This window comes from Pseudomonas pichavaramensis (assembly GCF_050473265.1).
Classification (GTDB): Bacteria; Pseudomonadota; Gammaproteobacteria; order Pseudomonadales; family Pseudomonadaceae; genus Aquipseudomonas.
In genome coordinates this window covers 341,807-364,115 of record NZ_JBJKFJ010000002.1, presented here as the reverse complement: position 1 = coordinate 364,115, position 22,309 = coordinate 341,807, and the positions used below count along the sequence as shown (strand labels likewise).

Annotated in this window: 19 protein-coding genes and 1 tRNA gene; 15 read left to right on the top strand and 5 right to left on the bottom strand. The window is 54.2% G+C overall.

Going from position 1 to position 22,309, the window contains the following annotated elements; all coding sequences use genetic code 11:
• Window position 1: 1 nt before the first annotated feature.
• Complete coding sequence (locus ACJRW5_RS05270; RefSeq protein ID WP_484569477.1) at window positions 2–262, bottom strand: DUF6316 family protein; 261 nt, start codon at window positions 260–262, stop codon at window positions 2–4.
• A gap of 279 nt (window positions 263–541) precedes the next feature.
• Between ACJRW5_RS05270 and ACJRW5_RS05265 the strand changes: the two genes are divergently transcribed.
• Window positions 542–1,492 (top strand): DMT family transporter, encoded by a 951-nt coding sequence (locus tag ACJRW5_RS05265; RefSeq protein ID WP_484569476.1) that lies wholly within the window; start codon window positions 542–544, stop codon window positions 1,490–1,492.
• Window positions 1,493–1,600: 108 nt separating this feature from the next.
• Here the strand turns inward: ACJRW5_RS05265 and ACJRW5_RS05260 are convergent, their stop codons facing one another.
• Window positions 1,601–2,068 (bottom strand): Lrp/AsnC family transcriptional regulator, encoded by a 468-nt coding sequence (locus tag ACJRW5_RS05260; RefSeq protein ID WP_037055653.1) that lies wholly within the window; start codon window positions 2,066–2,068, stop codon window positions 1,601–1,603.
• 198 nt (window positions 2,069–2,266) lie between these two features.
• Here ACJRW5_RS05260 and ACJRW5_RS05255 point away from each other — a divergent pair, with 198 nt between their 5' ends.
• The 7 genes from ACJRW5_RS05255 (at window position 2,267) to ACJRW5_RS05225 (ending at window position 11,443) form a co-directional block, all read left to right on the top strand.
• A complete protein-coding gene (locus tag ACJRW5_RS05255) occupies window positions 2,267–5,734 on the top strand; it encodes an indolepyruvate ferredoxin oxidoreductase family protein (RefSeq protein WP_484569475.1) in 3,468 nt (1,155 codons plus the stop codon).
• A gap of 80 nt (window positions 5,735–5,814) precedes the next feature.
• Entirely contained in the window at window positions 5,815–6,927 is a 1,113-nt protein-coding gene (locus ACJRW5_RS05250) for a Leu/Phe/Val dehydrogenase (RefSeq protein WP_484569474.1), read from the top strand.
• A gap of 224 nt (window positions 6,928–7,151) precedes the next feature.
• Window positions 7,152–7,226 (top strand) — tRNA-Arg (locus ACJRW5_RS05245).
• A gap of 532 nt (window positions 7,227–7,758) precedes the next feature.
• The gene (locus ACJRW5_RS05240) at window positions 7,759–8,190 is read left to right on the top strand and encodes a LexA family transcriptional regulator (protein WP_484569473.1); all 432 of its coding nucleotides are present in this window, start codon (window positions 7,759–7,761) and stop codon (window positions 8,188–8,190) included.
• Complete coding sequence (locus ACJRW5_RS05235; RefSeq protein ID WP_484569472.1) at window positions 8,187–9,458, top strand: Y-family DNA polymerase; 1,272 nt, start codon at window positions 8,187–8,189, stop codon at window positions 9,456–9,458. Before ACJRW5_RS05240 ends, ACJRW5_RS05235 begins: the two co-directional genes overlap by 4 nt.
• Before the next feature lie 52 nt (window positions 9,459–9,510).
• Entirely contained in the window at window positions 9,511–10,512 is a 1,002-nt protein-coding gene (locus ACJRW5_RS05230; RefSeq protein ID WP_484569471.1) for a J domain-containing protein, read from the top strand.
• 10 nt (window positions 10,513–10,522) lie between these two features.
• Window positions 10,523–11,443 carry an HNH endonuclease gene (locus ACJRW5_RS05225; protein WP_484569470.1) on the top strand — a complete coding sequence of 307 codons (921 nt, stop codon included), beginning with the start codon at window positions 10,523–10,525 and terminating at the stop codon, window positions 11,441–11,443.
• A gap of 47 nt (window positions 11,444–11,490) precedes the next feature.
• Here ACJRW5_RS05225 and ACJRW5_RS05220 read toward each other — a convergent pair whose 3' ends face one another.
• Window positions 11,491–11,847 (bottom strand): histone-like nucleoid-structuring protein, MvaT/MvaU family, encoded by a 357-nt coding sequence (locus ACJRW5_RS05220; RefSeq protein WP_484569469.1) that lies wholly within the window; start codon window positions 11,845–11,847, stop codon window positions 11,491–11,493.
• A 17-nt stretch (window positions 11,848–11,864) separates the two neighbouring features.
• Window positions 11,865–12,839, bottom strand: coding sequence for a hypothetical protein (locus ACJRW5_RS05215; RefSeq protein WP_484569468.1), 975 nt, complete (start codon window positions 12,837–12,839; stop codon window positions 11,865–11,867).
• A gap of 1,060 nt (window positions 12,840–13,899) precedes the next feature.
• Here ACJRW5_RS05215 and ACJRW5_RS05210 point away from each other — a divergent pair.
• The 6 genes from ACJRW5_RS05210 (at window position 13,900) to ACJRW5_RS05185 (ending at window position 20,998) form a co-directional block, all read left to right on the top strand.
• Complete coding sequence (locus ACJRW5_RS05210; protein WP_484569467.1) at window positions 13,900–16,389, top strand: hypothetical protein; 2,490 nt, start codon at window positions 13,900–13,902, stop codon at window positions 16,387–16,389.
• Between the two features lie 173 nt (window positions 16,390–16,562).
• Window positions 16,563–17,075, top strand: coding sequence for a hypothetical protein (locus ACJRW5_RS05205; protein WP_484569466.1), 513 nt, complete (start codon window positions 16,563–16,565; stop codon window positions 17,073–17,075).
• On the top strand, window positions 17,050–17,616 hold the full coding sequence (locus ACJRW5_RS05200; protein WP_484569465.1) for a hypothetical protein: 567 nt from the start codon (window positions 17,050–17,052) through the stop codon (window positions 17,614–17,616). The genes ACJRW5_RS05205 and ACJRW5_RS05200 overlap by 26 nt, the downstream gene beginning before the upstream one ends.
• Window positions 17,613–18,074 (top strand): hypothetical protein, encoded by a 462-nt coding sequence (locus ACJRW5_RS05195; RefSeq protein ID WP_484569464.1) that lies wholly within the window; start codon window positions 17,613–17,615, stop codon window positions 18,072–18,074. Before ACJRW5_RS05200 ends, ACJRW5_RS05195 begins: the two co-directional genes overlap by 4 nt.
• Window positions 18,074–19,585 carry a hypothetical protein gene (locus ACJRW5_RS05190; RefSeq protein ID WP_484569463.1) on the top strand — a complete coding sequence of 504 codons (1,512 nt, stop codon included), beginning with the start codon at window positions 18,074–18,076 and terminating at the stop codon, window positions 19,583–19,585. The genes ACJRW5_RS05195 and ACJRW5_RS05190 overlap by 1 nt, the downstream gene beginning before the upstream one ends.
• A gap of 75 nt (window positions 19,586–19,660) precedes the next feature.
• On the top strand, window positions 19,661–20,998 hold the full coding sequence (locus tag ACJRW5_RS05185; RefSeq protein WP_484569462.1) for a DUF4055 domain-containing protein: 1,338 nt from the start codon (window positions 19,661–19,663) through the stop codon (window positions 20,996–20,998).
• A gap of 408 nt (window positions 20,999–21,406) precedes the next feature.
• Here ACJRW5_RS05185 and ACJRW5_RS05180 read toward each other — a convergent pair whose 3' ends face one another.
• Complete coding sequence (locus tag ACJRW5_RS05180) at window positions 21,407–21,697, bottom strand: hypothetical protein (RefSeq protein WP_484569461.1); 291 nt, start codon at window positions 21,695–21,697, stop codon at window positions 21,407–21,409.
• Window positions 21,698–21,941: 244 nt separating this feature from the next.
• Between ACJRW5_RS05180 and ACJRW5_RS05175 the strand changes: the two genes are divergently transcribed.
• The gene (locus ACJRW5_RS05175) at window positions 21,942–22,304 is read left to right on the top strand and encodes a hypothetical protein (RefSeq protein ID WP_484569460.1); all 363 of its coding nucleotides are present in this window, start codon (window positions 21,942–21,944) and stop codon (window positions 22,302–22,304) included.
• Window positions 22,305–22,309 lie beyond the last annotated feature (5 nt).

The window sequence follows — 22,309 nt, the reverse complement described above, 5'->3', positions numbered from 1 at the left end:
GTCAAGGCTCCTGGTTGTGCTTGATCGCGTCGCGGCGCTGTAGGTTGTCGATATGTTCGCTGCTGTGGCGTATCAGTTTGTCGGCCATGGCCATCCGCTCTATGTAACGCAGAATGCTCTGTTCGGCATCGTGCCGCGACAGATAGGGGCCTTCCAATGTGCCTTCACGGGTGGCGAAAAAGTATTGGCCGTTGACCGCGCTCAGGCGAGAGCTGCGGTAATGCGTGCCGGGCTGTGGATCGACGTTGCGTTGGCCGAACATGGCGAGAGCTCCATCTGCGCGTGCTGGATATCATCAGTCTACTGCGAGCAGAACGGCCTGTTTGGCTAAACGACCAGTGGTTGACGTTGGCGCCTAGTTGCCCGCCGATTCGCTGATTTTTATGGATTTTGGCGCCGGACTGCTGACGGTACTTGCGGCTGTGGCGGTACAGTTGAGCAGAGTAACCAGGCAGAACTGTCACTGTGTTGGTGGGTACATCTCTTCTAAAATGGCCGGCTGCGTTCGACAGGCTCGCTCGATCGCTCTGCTGAGGTCGCCATGCACATCTCCTCTGGCCGCTGGATATACGGCCTGCTCCTTGCCCTGCTCACGTCGCTGCTCTGGGGCATCCTGCCGATCAAACTGAAAGAAGTTCTGCAGGTCATGGACCCGGTCACGGTCACCTGGTATCGCCTGACGGTGGCGGGTTCGCTGCTGCTGGCCTACCTCGCCGCCGCTCGCCGTTTGCCACGTTTCCGCCCGCTGGGGCGCAAGGGTGCCTGGCTGCTGGCCCTGGCCATCGGCGGGCTGACGGCGAACTATGTGCTGTACCTGGTCGGACTCAGGCTGCTGAGTCCCGGCACCACGCAACTGGTGATTCAGGTGGCGCCGATACTGCTGCTGATCAGCAGCCTGTTCATCTTCCGCGAGCGTTTCAGCCTGGGGCAGGCATTGGGCCTGATGGTGATGCTGCTGGGCTTCGGGCTGTTCTTCAATCAGCGCCTGGGCGAATTGCTGACTTCGCTGACGACCTACACCACCGGCGTGCTGACCGTGCTCGCCGCTGCCTTCGTCTGGACCTTCTATGGTCTGGCGCAGAAGCAGCTGCTGACGCTGTGGAGTTCGGTGCAGGTGATGATGGTCATCTACCTGTCCTGCGCCTTGCTGCTGACGCCCTGGGCGCAGCCGCTACAAGTGCTGGAGCTGAGCCCGCTGCAAGGCTGGTTGCTGTTGGCCTGCTGTCTCAATACCTTGGTGGCCTACGGCGCCTTCGCCGAGGCGCTGGCGCATTGGGAAGCTTCGCGGGTCAGTGCCACCCTGGCGCTGACGCCGCTGGTGACCTTCGTGTCCGTGGCGCTGGCCTCCAACTGGTGGCCGGACCACGTGCTGCCCGAGGAGGTCAATTGGATCGCCTACGCCGGTGCGGTGGTGGTGGTACTCGGCTCCGCCCTGACAGCCCTTGGCCCCTCGCTGCTGGCGGCCTGGCGCAGACGCCGGGCCTACCAATAAATAGGGCTTTGCGCCTCTTGTAGGGTGCGCCATGCGCACCTGTGACATTGGCGCCGGTCTGTCGGTGCGCACGGCGCACCCTACGCAGGTGTTTCCTGCAGCCGGGGTTCAATCCAGCGGCAGTTCGGTGGTGCGTTTGACCTCGCTCATGGCGATGTGCGAATGCGCTTCGTGCACATGCGGGCGTTGCAGCAGGTGATCGCGCAGGAAGCGCTCGTAGTCGGCGATGTCCTTGGCCACCACCTTGAGCAGGTAGTCCGAGCTGCCGGCCATGCTGTAGCACTCCAGCACCTGCGGATAGCCGACCACGGCTTGTTCGAACTCATCCAGATTGCCGCGACCGTGCGCCGACAGCTTGATGTCGACGAACACGGTGATGCCGAATCCCAGACGCTTGTGGCTGAGCAGCGCGACCTTGCGCTCGATCAGCCCGTCTTCCTGCATGCGATGGATGCGTCGCCAGCAGGGTGACTGCGACAGCTCGACCTTCTCGGCCACCTCGGCGGCGGAGAGGTCGGCATTGTGTTGCAGCAGGCGGAGAATTCGGCGGTCGATAGCGCTGAGCTTGTCCTGCATGACTATTTCCATTTTCTTGTGATTGTTGGAGGGATCATGCGAAGTATTGGCCTGCAATCTGAAAAATAGAAAGAAAAAAGCGGAACCCTCCAGTCATGCTTTAGGCAAATCCGTCGTGGTGATCCTGCGGCCGGATGCAACGGAGCGTGTTTACCGTCGCGCTCCCCGTGCTCGCCATAAGAATAAAAGGAGCGCTCCATGTCCCTGGCCGAAATCCGCCTGGATGACAAATATCGCCTCGCCACCGGTCATCTCTACCTGACCGGCACCCAGGCCCTGACCCGCCTGCCCATGCTGCAGAAGCAGCGTGACGCCGCCTTCGGTCTCAATACCGCGTGTTTCATCTCCGGCTATCGCGGCTCGCCCCTGGGCGGCCTGGACAAGAGCCTGTGGGACGCGCGCGACTACCTCAAGCAGAACCACATTCACTTCCAGCCGGGCGTCAACGAGGAACTCGGGGCGACGGCCGTGTGGGGCAGCCAGCAGGCCAACCTGTTCCCGGGGGCGCGCTACGACGGCGTGTTCGCCATGTGGTACGGCAAGGGCCCTGGCGTGGACCGCAGCGGCGACGTGTTCAAGCATGGCAACTCGGCCGGCGTCTCCAGGCATGGCGGCGTGCTGCTGCTGGCGGGCGACGACCATGGCTGCAAGTCCTCGACCATCGCTCATCAGAGCGAGCATGCCTTCATCGCTGCGTCGATTCCGGTGCTCAACCCGGCCAACGTTCAGGAGGTCCTGGACTACGGCATCATCGGCTGGGAGCTGTCGCGCTACAGCGGTTGCTGGGTGGCGCTAAAGACCATCGCCGAGAACGTCGACTCCTCGGCTGTGGTGGATGTCGACCCGCTACGTATCCAGATCAAGATTCCCGAGGACTTCCAACTGCCCGAGGATGGCGTGCACATCCGCTGGCCGGACCCGCCGCTGGCGCAGGAAAAGCGCCTCAATGTCTACAAGATCTATGCCGCGCGCGCCTTCGCGCTGGCCAACAACCTCAACCAGGTGAAGCTCGATTCGCCGAACCCGCGCCTGGGCATCATCACCACCGGCAAGTCCTACCTGGACGTGCGCCAGGCCCTGGATGATCTGGGCCTGGACGAGGTGCTGTGCGCCAAGGTCGGTCTGCGTGTGCTCAAGGTCGGCATGAGCTGGCCGCTGGAGCCGGTGTCCGTGCACCAGTTCGCCGAAGGGCTGGACGAAATCCTGGTGGTGGAGGAAAAACGCAGCATCATCGAGGACCAATTGACCGGTCAGCTCTACAACTGGCCGGTGGGCAAGCGCCCGCGCGTGGTTGGCGAGTTCGACGAACAGGGTGGTTCCCTGCTGCCCAACCTGGGTGAGCTGACCCCGGCGATGATCGCCCGGGTGATCGCCAGGCGCCTGGCGCCGATCTACAGCAGCCCGGTCATCGAGGAACGCCTGGCCTTCCTCGACGCCAAGGAAAAGGCCCTGGCCGCGCCCAAGCACAAGACCGTGCGCACCCCGCACTTCTGCTCCGGCTGCCCGCACAACAGCTCGACCAAGGTACCGGAAGGCAGTCGCGCGCTCGGCGGCATCGGTTGCCACTACATGACCCAGTGGATGGATCGCAGCACCGATACCTTCACCCAGATGGGCGGTGAGGGCGCGACCTGGATCGGCCAGGCCCCCTTCACCGACACGCCGCACGTGTTCCAGAACCTGGGCGACGGCACCTACTTTCACTCCGGGCACCTGGCCTTGCGCGCCGCCGTCGCGTCCGGGGTCAACATCACCTACAAGATCCTCTACAACGACGCGGTGGCCATGACCGGCGGCCAGCCCATCGACGGCGAGCTGCGCATCGACCAGCTCAGCCAGCAGGTGCATGCCGAGGGCGTCAAGCGCATCGCCCTGGTCAGCGACGAGCCGGACAAGTACCCGACCCGCGCCACCTTCGCGCCGGGCGTGACCTTCCATCACCGCCGCGAACTGGACGCCGTGCAGCGTGAGCTGCGCGAGTTCAAGGGCGTTTCGGTGATTCTCTACGACCAGACCTGCGCGACCGAAAAGCGTCGTCGGCGCAAGCGCGGCAAGCTGGTCGACCCGGCCAAGCGCGTGTTCATCAACCCGGACGTGTGCGAAGGCTGCGGCGATTGCAGCGTCAAGTCCAACTGCCTGTCGGTGCTGCCGCTGGAGACCGAACTGGGGCGCAAGCGCGAGATCGACCAGAGCGCCTGCAACAAGGACTACAGCTGCCTCGAAGGTTTCTGCCCGAGCTTCGTCACCGTGCATGGCGGCGGCTTGCGCAAGCCCGAGGCCGTGGGCCTGGGTGCCCTGTTCATCGCCTTGCCGGAGCCGAAACAGCCTGCGCTGACGCGTCCCTGGAACATTCTGCTGCCCGGTGTGGGCGGCAGTGGCGTGACCACCGTCGGTGCGCTGCTGGGCATGGCCGCGCATATCGAAGGCAAGGGCTGTACCGTACTCGACCAGGCCGGCCTGGCGCAGAAGTTCGGCCCGGTGATCACCCATATCCGTATCGCCGCGCGGCAGAGCGACATCTACGCGGTGCGTATCGCGGCTGGGGAAACCGACCTGTTGCTGGGTTGCGACCTGGTGGTGGCTTCCAGCGAGGAATCGCTGGCCAAGCTCAATGACAAGATCGCCCATGCGGTGATCAACAGTCACGAGTCGGCCACCGCCGAATTCACCCGCAACCCCGATGCCCAGGTGCCGGGCGCGGCCATGCGCGAAGCGATCAGCGAGGCGGTGGGCGAGGGCAAGACCCGCTTTGTCGATGCAACGCGCCTGGCCACGCGCCTGCTCGGCGACAGCATCGCCACCAACCTGTTCATGCTCGGTTTTGCCTACCAGCGTGGCCTGGTGCCGGTTTCGGCCGAGGCCATCGACAAGGCCATCGAACTCAATGGTGTGGCCGTGCAGTTGAACCAGCAGGCGTTCCTCTGGGGGCGGCGCGCGGCACATGACATGGCTGCGGTGGAGAAGCTCGCCGCGCCCAAGGTGGTCGAGGCTCCGCATTGCAGCACGCTGGACGAGATCGTCGCCGACCGCATGCAGCGCCTGAGGCTTTACCAGAACGGCGCCTACGCCGAACGTTACCGGGCGCTGGTCGAGCGTGTGCGCCAGGCGGATAGCGACGCCGGGCAGGCGCTGAGCAAGGCGGTCGCGCGTTATTACTTCAAGCTGCTGGCCTACAAGGACGAGTACGAAGTGGCGCGCCTGTACAGCGAGGCGACGTTCCGCAAGCGCCTGGAAGAGCAGTTCGAGGGCGACTACCAGCTGCAGTTCCATCTGGCACCGAGCTGGTTGAGCAAGCCCGATGCGGTGACCGGCGAGCCGCGCAAGCGCAGCTTCGGTCCCTGGATGCTCAAGGCGTTCGCGCTGCTGGCGCGCTTCAAGTTCCTCCGCGGTACGGTGCTCGACCCCTTCGGGTACAGCACCGAGCGACGTCTGGAACGTGAGCTGATCGAGGAGTACGAGGCCAACCTGGCCTACCTGCTCAGCGAACTGAACGCGGACAACTACCGCACCGCCGTGGCGCTGGCCGAACTGCCGGAGCAGGTGCGCGGCTATGGCCACGTCAAGGAAGCCGCCATGGCCAAGGTGCGCGAGCAGGCCGTGCAGCTCAAGGCCCGCATGACCGTCAGCGAGATCGCGGCGGTGCAGCTGTTCGAACCGGCTGCCTGATTCTTCAAGCATCCCCCTTGCCACCCCCTCCCGTGCGGGAGGGGGATGGCCTTTTACGATCTGAATACCGAGGTGATTCGATGTCCGTCTTCACTCATGTCGACTTCGACCAGCACGAACAGGTGGTCTACGGCCACGACCAGGCCAGCGGCCTGAAAGCCATCATCGCCATTCACGACAGCACGCTCGGCCCGGCGCTCGGCGGTTGCCGCATGTGGAACTACGCCAACGACGACGAGGCCTTGCGCGATGTACTGCGTCTGTCACGTGGCATGACCTACAAGTCTGCGCTGGCATGTCTGCCGCTCGGAGGTGGCAAGGCGGTGATCATCGGCGACCCGCACAGCGGCAAGAGCGAGGCACTGTTCCAGGCCATGGGCGACTTCGTCGACAGCCTGGGCGGACGCTACGTCACCGCGGCGGACTCCGGCACCGGCGTGAACGAGATGCGCATCATGGCCGAGCGCACGCGTCATGTCGCCGGTGCCGGGCAGCGCGAGGCCTTCGGCGGTGGCAGCCGCGATGGCGATCCGTCGCCCTCGACCGCCTACGGCGTATTTATCGGCATCCAGGCCGCGGTCGCGCATCGCATGGGGCGGGCGGATCTGAACGGCGTGCGTGTGGCCATCCAGGGAGTAGGGCAGGTCGGCTTCCACCTTGGCAAGCTGCTCAAACAGGCCGGTGCGCAGCTGTGGGTGACCGATATCTTCGAGGCCAGCGTGCAGCGCGCGGTCAGCCAGCTCGGTGCCACGGCGGTGGCTCAGCAGGATATCTATGGCCTGGATGTCGACGTGTTCGCGCCTTGTGCTCTGGGCGCGATCATCAATCTGCAGAGCCTCGAGAACCTGCGTGCGCCGATCATCGCCGGCGCGGCCAACAACCAGCTGGCCGACGCCAGCCTGGCCGAGCTGCTGCGTCGCCGTGACTGCCTGTATGCGCCGGACTACGCGATCAATGCCGGCGGCATCATCGATGTCTGCTACGAGCGCACCGGTGGCAGCGCCGCCGAACTCAAGGCGCATATCGAGAGCATCGGCCCGACCCTGACGGAAATCTTCCAGCGCGCCGAGCGGGAAGGCGAGACGACCACCGCGATAGCCGACCGCATGGCGCTGGAGCGCCTGCACGGTGGCCTGTCCGGCATACGTGCCTCGACAACTTCAGCGGCGGTTGCCCACGGCTGGCAGCGCTAGGCCGCGAACGGATCGCGACATGACAAATGCGCCGGTCGTCGCTAAGATGCCGCCCGGCCGTTGCGAATACGGCCGTGTCCCCTTAGTTCAACGGATAGAATAAGCCCCTCCTAAGGGCTAGAGCTATCTACTTTGGGAAGCGTTGGTACGATGCAGGTGCTTGCAACGCTTTAGACATTTGATTAATCCTGAAGGCCTTGTGGCTCTAGGGATACAGCCTATCCGTCCCTGTAGTTTAATGGATAGAACGGGGTCCTCCTAAGACTCTGGTGCAGGTTCGATTCCTGCCGGGGACGCCATCCTTAGTAACTACTTCAGTAACTACTTCTTGGTTGGTTAAAAACTGACCAATGGCCACCTGTCATGCACCCATGCATGTTCGGCTGGTGGCGAAGTAGTGATTACGTAGACGCGTTGCTTCTCACCTTCACCAACCACAAGCCCCTCGATTACCTGGCCTGGCTCTAGCTCGAACCAGTGACTTACCTTCTCCCCATCCTTCTCCATAAACCGCTGAACAGGGATGCGGACACGCATCGGCCCGTACTTCTCCCAGCGCCCCTCATCAATCGACGATAGCCGCGCCCATCCACCCTGAGGCCCCTTGCCGGCCTGTTCCCTGCGCCGACCCCACGGCAACCATAAGACCTCCTGACCATCACCAGCGAGCACTGGTAGGGCAGCTTTGGGGTTGGGAAAATAGATCTTCAACTGCTCACCCGTCCGCGTGTACTTACCAGAAATTTCTACGCCGCCGCACATCGCTCACCCTCTTTGCCGTTCAAAAAAACTGACTATACTGTATGCATAACCAGTATTTTGAGCAGTCCGATGAATACCGCATTTTCAACACCAGGACGCCGCATTGAGCGCCTATGCTTGTCGCCCGAAAAGCTGAAGATAACTGGCTTTCAGAGCCCCGCTGGCGATCATGAGCAGGGGCCGCTTAGTATCGACGAATACGTTGGCCTGGGCGCTCCGCACATCTGGTTGTGGATCGCCGATTCAGATGCTCTGGCAGGCCTCGGCATCTACAAAAACGATGTGCTCGTCGTTAACCGAGTCGGCCAGGCGAACCCTGGACGAGCTGCAATCGTCGTGATCGACCATGAATTTAAGCTCTGTTCGATACTCACTGACACTGAGAAAAAGCGCTCTCTCGTCACGATAGACCGTGACGGTCAATGCGAGAGGCTGGCCGAACAGGGCGAGGTGGCCTTGTGGGGTATCGTCGATTTCCTCTTCCGAGACCTCCGCCCATGAGTCAGAGGGTCTACGCGCTGATCGACTGCAACAGCTTCTACGCGAGCTGCGAACGTATCTTTCGGCCTGAGCTTGCGAACACGCCCATTGTTGTTTTGAGCAATAACGACGGCTGCGTCATCGCTCGCACACGTGAAGCCAAGCAGCTTGGAATCGCTATGGGCGCTGCGTATTTCGAAATCCGAGAAGAGCTTCGCCAGCTCGGCGTCCAGGCTTTTTCGAGCAACTACACGCTGTACGCTGACGTGTCTAACAAGGTCATGCGCTGCATCCACAGCTGTGTGCCTGATATCGAGCAGTACAGCATCGATGAATGCTGGGCCGACCTGACGGGCCTGCCCGGTGATCTGACTGCCATCGGTAGGGGCATCAAAGAGCGCGTCTGGAGCGAAACAAGCATGCCTGTAGGTGTCGGCATCGCTCACACCAAAACGCTCGCAAAGCTCGCCAATTTCGCCGCAAAGAAATGGCAGAAGACCGGTGGCGTGGTAGATCTGACTGACCCTGCACGGCGGGACAATCTCCTTAAGATTGCTCCCGTGGGCGAGGTTTGGGGCGTCGGTCGTAGACTATCCAAAAGCCTGGAGGTCATGAATATCAAGACCGCTTGGGATCTTGCCCAGGCTGATCCATCAATGATCCGGAAGACATTTGGCCGCGTTCTTGAACGAACAGCGAGAGAGCTATGCGGCGAGGAATGGTTACGCATGCACCAAGCTCCCGATCTCAAGAAAGAGATCTGTAGTAGCAAGATGTTTGGCACCAAGCTGCGGCAGATCCAGCCCATCAAAGAGGCCCTGGCCAGCTACGTCGCACGTGCAGCAGAGAAATTGCGGGAGCAAGGATCGCTGGCCGAAGAAATGGTCATCAGCCTTCAAACCTCAGGCTTCGTCGAAGACAGGGAGCGCTACTTCAACAGCGTCCGCTGCATCCTACCTCATCCTACTAACGACACCTTGCTCATGACCCAGGCCGCCACCCGTGCGTTGGAGCGCATCTTCAGGAAGGGCTACGCGTATTCGAAAGTCGGCGTTTTGCTAACAAACCTTTGCCCAGCAGATGGGTACACGCCGGATCTGTTTGCTGAGCCGCCGAGGAAGAATGTGGGGAGGTTGATGGAGACGATTGATCTGCTGAACCAGCGGTACGGCAGGGGAGCGGTTCGGGTGGGTACGATTTGGCCTGGTGGAAGGGTGTGGCAGATGAAAAGGGAGATGCTGTCGCCGTCGTACACGAGTAGCTGGAGGGAGCTGCCGAGGGCTGGGTGATGGCGTGGCGTTGTGGCATCATCTGAAGATATGACAGCACAGGGATGTAAAAATGCTCCCCCGAGTTCGTACACATTACGACAACCTCAAGGTCGCTAGAAACGCTCCGTCAGAAGTGATCAGGGCGGCATATAAAACTCTTTCGCAAAAATATCACCCAGACCGCAACCCTGGTGATCAAGATGCTTCACGGATCATGCAAATGCTCAACGAAGCATATGCAGTGCTTTCTGATGTAGATAAGCGCAGAGCCCACGACGAGTGGATTGCTGCTGAAGAGGAGCATTTGGCGAGAGAATATTTTCAATCGAAATCGCAGCACGAAGAAGCTTCTAGTTCAGTAAAACAAGCGAATGCTCGCGCAGCAACGCAAGCATCAGTTCGAACCGGCAGCAAGCCGCCGTCTGATTTTGTCCTGTTGCTATTACTGCCTGTCAGAATAATTGTTCATCTGCTAAGGTTTTGGCGATTTTATCTACTTGCCGGAATATGTGTTTTTATTGGGGTTGAATTATATAAGAATCATGTGCGAACTAGCACATATCGCCCATCTGCTGCTCCAGCTTCGTACACACCAAAACCGCAAACATCAAATCAAGCGCAAACAAACCTGCTAGTACAACCTGCAAAGCCAGTGCAGCCGGCATGCGTAGCAATGCCGAAGGCGCCGAATGGTAATGCATGGCCAGCCAGCGCAGGTTATGTAAAGGGTGAGCCCGTACTCGCAGCAAACGGCCTTTCAACAGTTACAATTGACAATACAAAAGCAGGCCTTCCCATCTTTGTGAAGCTGAAAAAAAATTTTGGAAACTCAACAATCAGGAGTGTTTATATTCCAGCAGGCCAGAAATTTACAATGAATAAAGTAGATCCTGGTAGTTACTTTGTAGCATATAAAGATGTCAAAAATGGATGTAACTATAAGTCACAGTCATTTGAGCTTCGTCAAATAAAGGAGCATGACGGAACTCGATACGATACCATTGAAATGACCATCTATAGTGTTGCTGGCGGTAACATGCGATACCAAAACCTCCCTGAGACTGATTTTTAAGAGGTTTGAAATGGATGATTTTTTTTCACAATTTGGGTATGTTGCTGCGGGGGTATGTTCTGCTGGGTACAAAAAACACATTGGAGATAAGGAAAGCAAAATTTGTAGGTTTTGCTGCAAATCTGAGCCTGAAGTGACGTTTCGAAACGAAGCCCATGCAATACCCAGGTTCTTTGGAAATAAGCAATTGGTTTTGAGGGTGGAGTGTGATTCTTGCAACTCTTTTACTTCAAAGCACTTAGAAGATCATCTAGATAAATATACAAGGCCGTTCCGTACGTTTGGTTTTGTAAAAGGTCGAGAGGCTATTCCAGGCTACTTGGGAAAGGACAAGTCAAGAATTCGTGCAAGCTCCGATCACAACATAAAGATTGTGGCTGGTACTGATGGATTTATATCGGCTGATCTGAATTCAAAGCTTGTGCATATGACACTGGATCGGCCTAAATTTATACCAGCTAGAGCCTACAAGGCTCTTTGCAAGATCGCAGTTTCTACAATTGACAATCCCTCAGCTGTTGAATTATTTAGACCGGCAATTGAGTGGTGCATGTCGCCAGAAGATTCATCACCACAGCCATACCAAAAATTGTGGCTGTACGAGATGAAAATTCCTGGCGGTAAATTGAAGGCGTGTATATACAGACTATTAGTCAGATTAGAACCAAATAATATTCCAAATGCAATATTTATAATTGGCTTTGGCAATACTTTTTTGCAAATAGCTGTGCCCACAGTATTTGATGAGCAATCTAATCAGTTCGGGGATATAGTTCCCTTCTATCCGGACGGGAGAACAGCCGAAGACTACGAAAGGTTTGGGAGGACGCATATGAAGATATTGGATTTCTCATCAAACGAGCCAATATATATGCCAGAAGAGGTATCAATCAGATTCCAAGACTATGAAGAGAAGTCCTTAGGCGACTGAAACTGCACCCGAGGTCATGAACCGAACAGGTGCAGGCTAAATACCGATTACTGCAACCAGGACTCCACAGCCTCAGCACCGTACTGCTCTTTCCAGGCTTTCAGCACCTTGTGGTTCCCACCCTTGGTCTCAACGCGCTCTCCGTTGTTCGGATTAATGTAAACCTTTACAGCGCGTTCTTTGCGCTGGCCAGCTGCTGCTGGAGCGCGATCTGGACGGGCATGTGGGTCGAGGATTAGCTTAACTTCGCGCAGCGAGAAGCCGTACTCAGCGAGCAGGCCGCGAAGCTTTTGCTCGAACTCGATCTCTTTCTTGAGTTCGTTGTCGTTTTTCATCGCATCAAGCTGCTTTAGCTGCTCAGCGAGCTGCGCTTCAAGCGCTTTGAATTCCGCGAGTTTGCTCATTTTTGTCCCCAAATTTTTTAATGGTCGGTGGTGAATTCTAGTGAGTCGAAAGCTTTGATTTTCTTTTCTACGGCGGTGCGGCGGGATTGTAGCTGAGAGTCAGTCATCGTGATGTAGTTGTCTTGGTAATTGCTGAGCAAACCAGCTTCGAGCTGGATCTGGTCTTCGATGACGGACAGGTCTTTTTTGAGCGTGATGAGAGTGGGGCCGAGAGCTGTTTTGATTTGAAGGCGGAGGCGGGTGGCCTTGTCGCGCAGACGTTTGAGGTAGCGAAGCTGAAGGTGAACGAGGTTCAGCTTGCTCTCGCCCTCAGCAATCTCTTGGCGGCAGTGATCGATGATGCTTGTGAAGTATGCGTAACGCTCTTCGTATGACTTTTGCGGTCGGCCCATGGCTTTGGAGGCGGGGTTAGGGTCGAGGTCGCGGCGCTTGTAAAAAGCTGTGTACATCTGTTTGTCGAGCATGCCCAGTATGTCTTTTCCGGGCCTGCCGACCTGTGTTTTTCCGTGCCTGGAGCGAAGCGTCTCAATATCAGATTGCTCTTCCCCTGCCTCCGTCTCCATTTCTCGGAGCTTAACTAGCTCGTCGTCTCGCTCGATTTCGATGCGCGCTAGCTCTAATTCCCTTGGCATTTTGGGCTTGCCAGGGGCCAAACGCTTTTCCGAGTCAGGGAGGGCGCTCCAGGCTTCTTCTGTGAAGCCTTGAGGGCGAAACAGGTTCAGCTTACTGCGAACTGCCTTGGCTTCATCTTTCAGGCCTTCATGCTCAAATTTCGCAGCTTCGCGAGCAAAGTTGAGGCGCTGAAGGAATGTGCTGAGTAACAGGTGGCGCTGCACGTCGTCCTCTTCCAACAGGTGGCCTGACTCTTCTTCGATCTCACGCTCCATTTCGGCCAGGCTCTCGTGCAAACGGGCAACCAAACGGCGCTGCTTTTCTAGGGTGCTGAGAGCGGGGCGGCCCTGAGATTTTTTCCTTGACGGAGCTTCATCCATGTGAATCACCTTGACATTCAATATATTTTCCGGCATAATATTGTGCCTTTGGAAGAGAATGTCAAGGATGACAATGGAACTGTCAGGCGGCTCTGCCAGACCTTGGGTGCGGCTGGAAGGTGATGCCAAGCTCAATGGATCGGGCTTTCCAGTAAGCCCGCCCTTCACGGACGAAGGTTGCGAGATCGCCGGCCTTGTAATGGATTTCATGGCCTATGCTGATGAAGGGCAGAACACCAAGGAACTGGCGCTTTGAGCGCCATATTTGCAGGGATGCTTTAGAAATACCGAAGGCTAGGGCTGCTTCTGCTGTAGTAAGCCTTGCTTGTGGATCAAGATCAGGAAGAGGAGCGTCTTTGAAAAGAATTGGAATACGTGGGTACTCATGCTCTAGCCGAGTTTTCGGCTTGTCTTTGTATGCGATTACGTCGTCTCTCTTATAAAAGATCTTTCCGCCAACTTTTACGTGCGGGATAGGCTTTCCATTAGATTTCACTGTTCGAAGATTTCTCAGCGTTCCGACTGCAAGCTGAAGGATTGCTGCTGCTTGTGATTCGCTGACGTATTCTGCTGTTCTTGTGTTTACCTGCTCTTTAACAGTTCGCATTTTTATTATTCCTTTCGTGCTTGTCCATGCCATAATTATAACATAAAAGTAGTGTTGTTTTTGGTGTGGTCAAGTTCTTTGTAATTATTTTGCATCGCTTTAACCCCCTGCGGGGAAAGGGGCCACTGGGGGTGGTTCTTTGGGGGGGGTGGGTGCCACTTCCCTCTCTTTTATATATATGAAAGCAGGAAGTGGTAATAAACGCAAAGCTACAACCAACACAACCACTGGATACCTTCCGCGAAGCGGGATTAGATATTTACCACTTCCTCCTGTTTTATATATATGAAAGCAGGAAGTGGTAATAAAAAGACAATCTCATTGACTGGAAAAATATTTTTAATTATTTTCGATATTAGTGTTTAAAAGTTAAAAATTAGTGTTATTATAAGAATGTGCAATATAGCACTGCGCCGGAGATGCGTAAAACATAATAACAGGTTAAAAATTAAAATGAATAAAACATTCTATAAGGGTCAAAAACAGGAGCACGCTGTAAATGACATAAACACTGCTGTAGTGGTGGTTGGTACAGAAGACATAACAGATTTGAGTTATACGTACGTTAAGGCAGAGAAAAATTTAGAGTCGGTAGTAAAGCTGCTCTCAGAAGCAAGGCCAGAAACTAAGAAATCTATTTCAATCTTCGTAACAGATGAGAATTATGCTGAGCGTTATGAGCTTGCTAGAGCATATAAAGCCGGTTTGTATTTCGTAAACGATACCCACATCGAAAGCTTGAAGGGTTACTCATCTCTTGAAATTGATGAGGTCGCTGCTCAAGCGGGCGTTCTCAAGAATATTAAGCGTTTTGTTGCGTCTGTGGCTCGCCAAGTTCCTTTCTCGCTGTCTCGGGATCAAGCCGTAAAACTTGTTGGAAATGCTGTTTCAGACTTGAGCTTCAGTGTTGAAAAGGATGAAAATCCACTGGATCTGCTTAACAAAGCAATTGATAGTGACATTATCAAATACCAGCACAGCCGCAAGATCAGGCTCGATTCACAGATCGTCGGTAGCTTCTTGGATCACCGCAAGCCAGGCCCAGAAGCATCTGCTGAGTTAGAAGCATATGCTGCCAAGATCTTCGAAAAGGGTGGTGTTCATGTGCTAGCAGACGGCATGGGAAAAGGTAAAACAAAGCATGTCATTCGCAAGCTGATCGAAGCCGGTATCGAATCTGGCGAGAAATCAACGGTATTGACTCATCGTATCGCCATCGCACGTTCTAGCGCTATCGCTGACCTTGTTGAGCAGTACAATGACGACAGTATTAAGGAACGCGAAGATCAACTCAAATCACTCTCTCTAGTAATTAATAAATGCGATAATGAGAGGTTTAGGGTTCATACGCATCAAAGCGGCATCGTCATCATAGAAGAAGCCGCCCAAGTGCTGCGTCATTTGATGCAAAAAGACTTCACCGGCGACCGTATCGGCGTCTTTCACGAGATTCTTGGGCTCATTAAGAATGCGCGCCTGGTGCTTTTCTGCGAAGCATTTGTGAATGATGTGCTGATTAACTACGTACGCCTTGCCGGCAGAACGATAAATTTTATGCAGGGCAATGCTGATTATTCGTCAATTAATGTATGTCTCGGATCGGTAGAGTCAACACAGAGAGAAATTCTCAGAGCTTTGGCTGCGAACAAGAAGGTTCTTTTCTCATCAGATTCGAGAAAACAGGCCGAGACAGTAGCCAAAATTGCCAGAGATCAAGGTAAAAAAGTTCTTTTAGTAACGCAGGTTACTAAAGACAATCATGAAGTTGTTGAATTCATTGCTAACCCAAATGAGGCAATTGTTAAATACGATGTGCTCTGCCACAGCCCGTCAATGCAGTCCTCCGTCAGTATCACTGTCAAGCATTTCGATGCTCATTTCTGTATATTCGGTGCGATAGTCAGTGTTGATGACGCCAAGCAATTTGTTCTCCGCGACAGAACAGCGAGAAGAGTTGTGGTCGGCATTCATCACACCAGTAATTTTGCGGTCGAAAAGAAAGAGGCTATAGCAAAATTCTACGGAAGCGGTGATCAAGTTTTCGACACTATCGCTTTTCAGCAACTGCACCTAAACGCACGTGAAAAAAACAACTTTCAGCAGTGGCTATCAATTGGCTTTGAGCACGAGGGATTCAGCACAAGCAGACTTGCTATAGAGAAAAAAGCTGACGAAGAGGCATCGAAAATCTTCAAGAGCGGCAGAAAAGCAGTGAAAGAAGGCGTAACAAGAGGCACTCTTAAAGCAAAGAGTGCAATAGAATCAAAAACGATGGAAAAGCTTGAGAAAACCAAAAACGACGAAGAATATTACATAAATAATCTGATCGGCGTAGCTGACGCTACCGGAAAGATATTCGAAGAAGTCAATGAGGACGATGTGAAGTTCTATAATGAAGGCGCTGGTATCTCAAAAATTCGCAACATGAAGTGCCTGCTGCTCGATCTTGCTGGCTTCGAAAAATTCAGGGAAAGAGACAAGTTAATGACCGGTATCGACTGCGGACATTACTCTGAGATTCGCGAGCATCTTCAAAAGGTAATGAAATTACTGATAAACGTTAGTGGAATCATGACTGAAGAATGCATTTCTGAAGCATGTGAGTACATTGTCAATAACCAGCTCGACTTTAAGATGAACGGACTCGTATCGATCAAAGTCGAGGCGAAGAGTGATCGCCAAAAGCACACGCTTATATCCAACCTTCTTTCGAAGCTAGGATTGTCTAAAGTCAGGAAAATGGTTGACGGTGCAAGAGTATACGTCTTGAATAAAGAGCAATATGATAGAATGTGCTCATATGTATTTCCTTTTAGCAATAGTTCAGAAGAAAATATGGCATGGTCTTTCCAGCACCTCGTAGAGTGCGATGAGATGACAGCACTGGCAGCATTCAAAGTCGATAGATCAGAAAATAATGCAGAAAGTGATGCTGTAATTTAGGAATTTGATAAATTTATGCTATAATAAGTGCATGAGAAAGAAAACCTGCTTTCTCTTGCATCTCCAAATGCAACCCTCGCCCCGCCCGGTTATTCCTTTTTCCTCGGCGGGGCATTTTTTTGTCACCAAATAACCCGATCTTAATGATTTTTTATAATATTATATGATATAATATGTATATTATGGAAAGAGTCATTGTAGGGATAGATCCAGGCAAGAAAGGAGCAGTCGCGGTTTTACGTGATGATGGCTCATTGCTGGATCTCTATGACATGCCGCTTACCGAGAAGGGAAAAAGAGGTGTTGTCGATGCTCGACGGCTAATAGACATGCTGCGCGGGCGCTGCGGGACCGTAGTGATCGAAAAGGTTGGTTACGTCCCCGGCGACGGCGGACTTGGCGCCTTTAGTTTTGGCGAAGCAGCTGGTGTTGCTCGCGGCGTTGTTGAGGCGCTTGGATTCGAACTCGTCATGCCGAGACCGCAGGAGTGGCGTAAATGGCACGGCCTTACCGGAGCTGCTGATGATGTTGTAATCAGTTTCGCAAGAGAGCTTTATCCTGAAGCAAACGTGTTCACGGGCGGCAAAAAGAAGGACGGAACACCTGGAATCAAAGATGGGCGCACGGATGCGCTCCTCATTGCTAGATATGGATTGTCGAATGGCAGCGAAAAAGAAGGAAGTTAAAAAGGGCAGGAGGCCCGTGCTCGACGCAGCGATGATTAAGAAGATCGGCACGGCCATAAGCCGCACTACGAGCTTCAAATCAGCCGCAGCAGCTGTAGGCATTTCCATTGCCTGCTTCCACAGCTGGAAGCAACAGGCAGAGGAAATCAGGGCACGATTAGAAGAGGACGAGTCATTCGAGCCCGATGACCGAGAGTGCTTGTTCCTAGATTTTCTGGATGCAGTTGAGCAGGGGCTTTCGACCGTCCGAGATATTGCTGTCAGCTCCGTAATCGCAGCTGCAAGGCGCGGCGATTGGCGTGCAGGCGAATCGATCCTGCGCCGTCGATTTCATGACGAGTTCGCTGATGGTGATCGCCTCGGCAGCGAGTCCGACGCAGCTCCTGTGGCCGAGTCCCAAACCGGCGTTGTCCTTGTCCCGGATGCGTCTACATGTCTTACGGCAGAAGACGTTGTTGAGCAGCAGTCCCGCACTGCGGCCCTTGCGGCTGCTCGCCTGGCCGAGTTCGAGGCCGAAGAAACTGATGGTGATGAAGAATGAAGCTCATCACTCAATACTTCAAAAGCGACTGCGTAATCGCGTGCCTGTCCATGCTGACCGGGCACACCTACAAGAACCTGCTGGCCACCTTCCCAGGAGCGACAGCGACCGGGGTGACGCTCTCGGAGGCGCACGCATTTCTTCTGACCCACTTCGGCCCAGCCAGCTACGCAACCACCTCCGATTACCAGGACCTCATCTTCGGCAAACGCGAAGGCCGTTTTGCGCTCAACCAAAAGAATCTTTGGCACCAAATCGCCACCCGCCCAGCCATCCTCTCCATCCCAACCGAATCAGGGAACGGGGCTCACTGCGTCCTTTGGACCGGCACCTGCTGTTATGACCCCTGGCCAGGCCGAGGCTTCATCGAGAAGCCCGAGCTGGTCTACGAAGCAGTGTGGATCGATGCGCTGCCGCTTTTGATTGAGCGCAATGAAACCGATGTCGAGGAGGTCTGATGTCCTCCTTTAATCCCGTGCTCCATAGGGCCGCCAAGGCCGTTAGAAAGATCATCTGGAAGCCCATGCCGGGCTCACAGGAGATGTTCCTGCGCCTTGGCCAACCAGAGTTTCTTGTCACTGAGCTGCTGTTCCACGGCAGCCGTGGTAACGGCAAATCCGACGCTTTGATAATGGGGTTCTGTCAGCACGTAGGAAAAGGTTGGGGCTCATTCTGGAAAGGCATCATCTTCCGAAAAGAATTCAAGAACCTAGAGGACATCATCAGTACATCTCAACGCATCATCCCGAGAGCATTTCCGGGGGCGCGCTGGATCGGAGGAAAGGTATGTAAGTGGGTTTTTCCGACCGGTGAAGTCTTGATGTTCAGTCACATAAAAAAGCACAGCGATTATGAGAAGTTCCACGGCTGGCAGCTGACGTACATCGGGTGGGACGAGCTGGCGACCTGGGCAACGCCAGAGCTGTACGAGTCGATGATGTCATTGCTGCGTACTGCTTACATTCCCACTCCTGAGCAGCCACAAATACCGCCGCTCCAAGTCAGAGCTACGACCAATCCGTGGGGAATCGGCAGACATTGGGTATACAAGCGCTTCATTGAGGGCCGTAAGCCCGGTGAGATCGTGCTGAACGATGATGGCACACGCCAACTATGCGCTCTTTTCGGAACGATTTTCGAAAACATCTACATCAATAAGTCGTACATCAAGAATGTGTTGATGAAGCTCGTTGACCCAGCGAAGCGTGCGGCTTGGCTCCTCGGCGATTGGAACGCAGTGGACACATCATCGATGTTCGGCGCCGTCTGGTCGAACAGGGTAGTGATGAAGCCTTTCCCGATCCCGAAAGGCTGGAGGATCGACCGCAGCTTCGACTTCGGCCAATCCACGCCGTACTGCGGCTTATGGCATGCAGAGGCCAATGGAGAGGCAGCAACGCTACCGGACGGCACAAGGTTTTGTCCGCCTGCCGGCAGCATAATCGTCATCGGTGAGGACTACGGCACCGAGGAGAACGCCAGGGGCGAACAAGTCACCCCAGACGCAGGCCTTTTCCTCCCTGCCCGAGCCATCGGCAAACGCCTAAAGGATCGAGAAAAGAGGCTCACCGACTCAGGCATCCTCGCTGGCCACACAATCCATCCAGGCGCGGCGGACTCCCAGATTTACAACGGCAAACAGGTCCAGGGCCAACAGACAGTCGCCGCAGAACTCGAAGCTGAAGGCATGAAATTCGTCCCTGCCGACAAAGCTCCCGGCAGCAGGGTGAATTCGGCGCAGCTCGCTTTTCAACGTTTGAGCGCAACAAAGCTAGATTCACCTGATTCACCGCACCTTTATATCTTCGCTGGATGCCGATATTTAATCGGTTGCCTGCCCTCTATCGCTCGCGATGAGGACAACATGGATGCGTGTAAGAAGGGGCCTGATGACCATGCGTGGGATGCTCTAGCATACAGATTAACAATGAAAAAGTCGGTAACTAAGGTAACGAACGGAATTCGTTAAGTTAGTTTCACGTGAAACAAGTTTGTGTAATAAACATTAAAAGTCAAACATATAAACATTCAGGGAAGAAAGTTTATGACCAAGGTAAATGAAAGAAGCGCGAGATGCGCTGGATTCTACGAGGAAAGGCACCTCTTACGCACGTTAAGAGGCGGTACGAAAGCGATGCGTGCAGCTCGTACAGAGTACCTGCCAGCAGAAACTGCTGAATCGAAAGAGTCGTACGACGCAAGGCTCAAGCGCTCTGTGCTGTTTAATGGCACGAAGCGAGCTATTGAAGCCAATGCTGCGAAGCCGTTTGTTCGTCCAGTTTCCGTGAGTTCCGCGATAGCGGGTCAGGAAGATTTGGTGGCGGGTTATGAGAAGAATCTGGACGGGAAGGGTGCCAGCACCACCGCGTTGGCGAGGAAGGCGCTACAAGAGGTGCTTTGGGATGGTGCTGCATACCTGGTTGTAGATGCCCCAAAAGCTGGTGGCCGTGCGTATTGCTACGTCGTGAAGGGCAGTGACATCCTCGGATATGCATTCGATGAAGACGACCGTCTGGTGTACCTGCGCATCCTTGAGAAGTCTGTTGTAGTTGTTGGGTACGACGAGGCGGAGCTGCAAAAGGTGCGGGAGTGGAAGGTCGAAGGAGGGCAAGCCTTCTGGCGTCTCCACCAGCAGTCGGAGCCCGGCAAAGACGACTTCGTGATTGTGCAGGACTGGACCGCTTTCGCAGTCGCTGAGATCCCGCTCATCCCCATCTTCGCTGATAACGTGCCCAGCGGTGAGCTGTTCTGTCCGCCACCATTCGTTGATCTTGCATACCTGAACCTTGGCCATTGGCAGGCTGACAGCGACTACCGGAACATCCTTCATACAGCGAGCGTACCGATCCTATTTGCCTCGGGTTTGAACGAAGATGCGGTGATCAAGATTGGTGTCGAGAGCGCCATCATCGGCGGTCAGGGCAGCGACATGAAGTACGTCGAGCACTCGGGCGCAGCGATCTCAGCAATGCAGAAGGCCATCAGCGACATGGAAGTCAGAATGCAGATCTACGGCTACGAAATGCTCGCAAATCGCGGTGCAGCTGAAACCGCGACAGGCCGTAGCTTGCAAGCAAACGAGAACAACAGCCAGATTGCAGCTATCGCCCAGGCGCTCCAGGATGCGCTCAAGAAAGCCTTTTGGTTTTTGGGCAAATTCAACCTGATCAGCGATCTGCAAGTCGATGTCAGCGTTTGCACAGATTATGGCGTGACGATCACTGTTGAAGAGCTGAATGCGCTGTCTACAGCGCGTCAAATGGGCGATCTGAGTCATGACGACTATCTGAAAGAGCTGAAGCGCAGGGGCATCCTGCGGGCTGATTTCGACATCTCAGCGAACGATGATCGACTGCTGCAAGAAGTGCCTTTAGCTAGCTGATCGAGGTGGACCATGGTCCAAAAAAGCCTGGTCAGCCTTCTCGTTGGTTGGGGGCATGGCCTGGTCATTTGCGACCATGGTCCAAGTTGCCCAGCAGTGCGTATGACCGCAGAACCTTGGTACACCCATTCGACACCCAATAAGACACCCATTTACACCCATTTCTCGTGAAGCCTTGGGGCGTGGACCATGGTCCAGAAAAGCCAGGTCAGCCTTGTGGTTGGGTGAGGGATGGCCTGGTCATTTGCGACCATGGTCCAAATTTCGCTGGCCGGCAGGCTCCAGGATTTTTTGTCATCAAAGAAACCAGCCCACCCACCAGGCTTTGGGGGCGATTGGGTTGTGCTCAAAAAGGGCTGTTGATGACAAACAAACACCAGCTGCGCTGAATTGGGCCAGCAGGGTGAGCTATTGGTCATTGTCGTTTTCGATGAGCGGCCAGGGATCAGTTACTTCTTTGTCAAAGTCTTCAAGAGTAATTTTACGAGGTTCGTATTTAAAAGGTACTGAAGGCGTAGTGCACAGCAGTTTTTTTACTGCCGCCACGTGCTCTTTTGGTATGAGCATCATCTCAGCATCGAGACCTTCGACGATTTTGTCGAGCGTGCGCAAGCTTGGGTTGCCTGATTTTTCGATCTTCTCGTATTGCTGACGCCTGATGCCGGCCAACAATAGCATTGCTGAAGTTTTGATGCTCAAGCTCTCTCTGCGCACCTTTATCTCTTTAAGCAGTCTTGTTCTCATCGTAAGCGACTCACAAATCTTTCTGCCATATATATAGCACTATTCCAAAGATTTTTTCAGGAAAAAGGAAAAGTGGTCGTTTTAGCCGGAAACTTGGTCGGTGCAAATTTGCAATGGGTGAATTCAATTAATATAATATAAATATGAACTGAGAAATTAATCGATGGTTCAAATAACAATAATAAAAGGAAGAATCAAAATGAGAAGTGTAGAAATATTTGAAGCTTATGCTGATTGTGAGTCTGACGACCATGGTCTTGTAGATGCAGTGATTACAGTAGTGCTAAGAGAAGTCAAGAATAGGCTTTGTTACTTTAAAACTCTGCATATCAGCACTGTCAAGCTGGTCTCGGATGAAGACGACACTTCGGGCGCATACATATCAGAAGATAGCAGCTGGATTGATCAAGAATTCGAAGATGCTTACGAAACTGTCAAGTTAGCACTTTGTGATGCTGTCAAAACAGAAAGTGAAGGTAGTTGTTTGGAATATATTGAAGGTAAAAGGCTTTATCTTGATCTTTCGAGTATGAGCAAAGACGTTATTGAAAGAATGATGTAAAAGAA